Source organism: Shewanella sp. 10N.286.52.B9 (assembly GCF_002873635.1).
GTDB lineage: Bacteria > Pseudomonadota > Gammaproteobacteria > Enterobacterales > Shewanellaceae > Shewanella.
Genome location: NZ_MCTY01000094.1, coordinates 1 through 4362, shown reverse-complemented (window position 1 = coordinate 4362; position 4362 = coordinate 1). Strand labels below are relative to the sequence as shown.

Below are 4362 nucleotides of genomic sequence, written 5' to 3'. Positions count from 1 at the left end.
AGAATCTGTTACACCCTCTATTTAGCTCTTCAAATCTCGCTCTTCTATTCTTTCCAATATCCAATCCTGCACCTCACTTTCAACCCAAGCGACCGCTCTAGCTCCTAGACTTACTGGTTTTGGGAAAGTAGCATCTGCAATATAGTTATAAATGGTTGAACGCCCTAGCCCAGTACTATCCATCACTTCTTTTAATTTAATTAGTCTCATTGTGAATACCTCATGTTTGATTCACAACATGGGGCGAGCTAGTAAAAAATTACCGTCGACATCAACCTCACAAATACGATTCCAGAAAGTTTCAGGTATATATCACTACTGTGCATAAGCCATTAACAGTTAAAGGAGACTTTTATGCGCAGTAATTCAAATCAAAATAAACCATCCCATTGGCCAACTACAGCCCTTCAAGTACTTGAAAGCGCAGCTAACATCATTGCTGAGAAACTGAATCATCAGGACGTATACACAAACCCTCAGAGCACAAAGGACTTCCTTACCTACAAGTTAGGTGGGTATGAGCGGGAGGTGTTTGGGGTGATGATGCTCAACAGCCAGCATCAGCTCATCGAGTTTCGTGAATTGTTCTTTGGCACCATAGACGCTGCCAGTGTTTATCCAAGAGAAGTAGTAAAAGCTGTGCTTGAAGTAAATGCCGCAGCTGTCATCTTTTCCCACAATCACCCTTCAGGTGAATCTGAGCCTTCAGAAGCTGATAAGAGAATTACTCAAAAGTTAAAAGATGCTTTGGGATTAATCGATGTCAGGGTCTTAGACCACATCATCGTGGGAAAATCGCCAGTGTCACTGGCGGAAAGAGGTCTAATCTAACGGTCTTATCATTTAGCCTTTTCTATTTCGAAAGCTTCAAGTTAATAACCTTCGAAGCCCATCCATTCGTTTTAACTGAAAACCATTCAACCACCAGCCAGCAAGAGATTAAGAGCGCACGCTCTTAATCTCTTTGCTGTTGCGTGTTTATTCATTAAGGACGTTTATATGACAATTTCAATTGATACCAATCAAAGACCTGCTATGCCAGCTCCTTTCTATCAGTTACTAACACAAGAGTTGATTAATACTAATCCAAAGGAGGCAAATGCCATCACCTTGTATTTTAGAGATCCCGACTACTCACCTGAACAAGGTGGGTTTCATCCTGTTGAAGTAAGGCTTGAGAAACAACTTAATCAATGGCGATTAGTTTACGTTACTGATTTTGCTTTTCATGGGCATGACTTTCCTGAACTCATTAAAGACATCGACATTTGCTTCAACAGCAAACAAGTCTATAGCTCAATTGGTGGATGGATAAAACATGATGAAGGCACAGAGCTTATTGAACTGTTTAGTGACAACTTCACAAGCTATCACCATATGGATGTTTATCAGGTGCAAATTGCACTGGGTTAACGTCATTTCAAACCCAAGTTCCCATATTGGTAAAACGGGAACAAGAAAACCCTTACCCCATGGGCCTTTGCGAAACCAAAGTGCCCAAAACATCGATATAGCAGAAAAAAGGAACTTGCCCATGTTAAATATCAGCCTTACTTAGCTCTACCATTCTGAAACTAACAAACGGCTCCTGACTCCCCTAATCTGCAAGCCCATAGCTTCAAATACTTCTTCAAAATCATTGCACTGAGCTGGCACGTTAGGTAAAGAGAATGTCGCTTCAGTGAAAAATCGCTGCTGATGCAAAGGATCACTCCCCCATGCTATCTGCCACCATTCCAAGATTCGCTCTTTAGAGTCAAACAATCGCCTAGCTTTTGGTACCCGATCACTTTTACTTCGATTTTCATTTGATGTTGCAGGTAATAGGTTCCATTTGTCATTATTTGGCCAGTAAGCAAAGGGGAGGCAATGATCCACATCGTACTGGCTTTTTAATACCGTATTGCTCCAGGCGCTATGGATAACTGTGCCCTCAGCCTGTAGCTCATCCACACGCTTGCGAACGTATCGAGTATCACGAGATGAATCAATCCACACGAGGCTGTCATGATATGACTGTAGAGAGATATTTCTGTCTTGATTAAGCTTAAAGCGCTGCATTTCTTTAACCCACTGGTTTACCACCAACGGTTCTATCCAGGAGTGATAAAGCCTAAAGCAACCCCATAGCTTTTCATCCAAAATGAATTGACCAAACCCTGTAAAGAATTCACTATCTAAAATAATGGTATCTGAGTATTTTCTACGCTTTTCTGCTGCTTGGATTTCAAACAACTTGTTTTGTTTATCACCCTGATAGATAAAGGTAACTGGCCCTGCTTTTATCGTACTTATCGTATGAGTAAATAATTTTTGAATAGCTTTAGCTTCTTCCCCGACATAGAGTGCACCAATAGAAAAGTCATCGGCTGATAGGTGTTTAAGCTTATTCCAACCATCGTCTTTCACAAAACCCAACCCTTTCGTTGCATTCGAGTTCTGCTGAATTCCGTGCCCCTCAATATCGACATCAATAAGGCGCTTGAACTGACGAACCCAATATAGAGCAACTAAGCCCGCTGAAAGTGCGATTTTACCATCACTACGGTCTAACACAGCCCCAGAGTGAGCATCGGCAATACGAAGTAACGTTCTCAATAGAGCAAGCTTATAAGTCGCCGATTTACTGTCGTTAACAATAATTCGACGAACAGTGTTAAGGTTACCGGAACCATCATCAGGCAAATTCAATACAACAGTCTGCCAAGACACATCTGCCCGTTGAAGATTATCTTCACTACCCGATACTAATTGAAGCTGCAATCCGTGATCTTTTGAAAGTTTTTCTAGCTCTTCAACCGAAACAGAAAAGCCTTGTCGGCCATCAGTAAACTCTCCATGACGCAAGCTAATGACTAATTTACCATTTGGGGATAATAGATTTGAAAGTTTACGAAATGCTCTTTCACGTAATGAAGGGGCTAAATGCATCCACACAGCACTTACAAGTATTAAGTCAAAACGCATTCCTAAGCTTTGAACGTTTTTAAGAACTGGTAGTGAATCATTAAGCCAAGTGACTTCTGGGCCTATACTTTGCCGCCCTATTTGACGTAATGCATCATTTGGCTCTACGGCGATGACCTCACAACCTTGATCATTCATCCATTTAGCATCTCGCCCAGAACCAGCACCAATATCTAAAACATTCGATCCAGATTCTGGCCAATATAGCTTCCACGAATGGTGTACAGACTTAAAATCAAGACTATTATATTGTTCAGCGAGTTCTATAGCATTCTGACTATAAAAAAGAGAGGTTGATTTCATAAAAATGCGCCATATGTCCTTGTTAACCCATGATATACGGCTAGGTTACATATGGCGATAGCTTAGTAAAGAACCGTGATTTATTTTTGATTAAAGTCTAAGTGCTTAATAAGTTATTAATAATGGAAGGTTAGATCGAGGATAGTTTTCTAAAAATAAAACTGACAAAAGCGGTGTGGACTTCCCAGCTTAATAATAAGAAGGTTCTTATTTATTAATGTAAAGAGTCTTCCCAAGCTAACTATCTAGTTTCGATTATCGTTATTAATTTTGAAAAAATTTTTACACTAGGTGTTAGTACTAAACTATCAATAGAAAGATTGGCTGCCTCTAAAAGCTATGGTCACCATTTGGTCACCGTTTGGTCACCGAATAGAAAATACTAAAAAATATGAGTATTAGTTTAAGAGTGATCTGAAGATAGGGAAATGAATAAAAGCCAGAAAAGACAAAGGCCTAGCATTTCTGCTAGGCCTTCTAAATTTGGCAGGGGTAGCAAGACTCGAACTCGCAACCATCGGTTTTGGAGACCGCTGTTCTACCAATTGGAACTATACCCCTGTTGACGGAATGCATTATGCTAAAACCACTGCGAAAGGTAAAGCATTATTTATCACAAACGTACTGACTGTGGGTTTTTCAGCCAAATTAAGCAATTTATAATCTACTTTGCTATTTTGGCAATGCGAAGCTCACTTACATACGGTATTTACATGATGTCGGATCACATACTCTACTTAAACAGTTACGTAACTGAGCTTAAGGAGACTTACAAATGACTTGCTTGAGTACAAGCCACAATTACCAATCGCAACGAATAGTCGCTTATAAACACTTACAAGTGGTATGAACTGCATTTAGAGCTATTGCCCTTCACCAGTTTAGAACTAAAGTCTTTAATAGGTCATAACGGCTTAGGTGAAACGGCTTTAGATATCGTTAAAACCTAACGCTTCGAGTTTGAGAAACCAGCTAAGAGTTTACGATTTAGCATAAGTGAGAGGAAATATAACAATTTACAACAGTAGTAACATCAACAAGGTGAACAATAAACACTCAAATTAATAATTTTAAAATACTTCATAGTTATTT

4 protein-coding genes and 1 tRNA gene are annotated in these 4362 nt (G+C 39.7%); 2 read left to right on the top strand and 3 right to left on the bottom strand.

The genetic code is table 11. The features are described 5' to 3' along the window. Window positions 1-21: 21 nt before the first annotated feature. Window positions 22-210: an AlpA family transcriptional regulator gene (locus BCU91_RS06630; protein WP_102531150.1), complete on the bottom strand. Its 189-nt coding sequence runs from the start codon at window positions 208-210 to the stop codon at window positions 22-24. 144 nt (window positions 211-354) lie between these two features. Here BCU91_RS06630 and radC point away from each other — a divergent pair, with 144 nt between their 5' ends. Beyond that, on the top strand, window positions 355-831 hold the full coding sequence (gene radC / locus BCU91_RS06625) for a DNA repair protein RadC (RefSeq protein ID WP_102531149.1): 477 nt from the start codon (window positions 355-357) through the stop codon (window positions 829-831). A gap of 168 nt (window positions 832-999) precedes the next feature. Beyond that, the gene (locus BCU91_RS06620) at window positions 1000-1413 is read left to right on the top strand and encodes a DUF2787 domain-containing protein (RefSeq protein WP_102531148.1); all 414 of its coding nucleotides are present in this window, start codon (window positions 1000-1002) and stop codon (window positions 1411-1413) included. A gap of 147 nt (window positions 1414-1560) precedes the next feature. Here the strand turns inward: BCU91_RS06620 and BCU91_RS06615 are convergent, their stop codons facing one another. Continuing rightward, window positions 1561-3270 carry a class I SAM-dependent methyltransferase gene (locus tag BCU91_RS06615; protein WP_102531147.1) on the bottom strand — a complete coding sequence of 570 codons (1710 nt, stop codon included), beginning with the start codon at window positions 3268-3270 and terminating at the stop codon, window positions 1561-1563. A 484-nt stretch (window positions 3271-3754) separates the two neighbouring features. After that, window positions 3755-3831, bottom strand: a tRNA-Trp gene (locus BCU91_RS06610). Window positions 3832-4362: the final 531 nt, after the last annotated feature.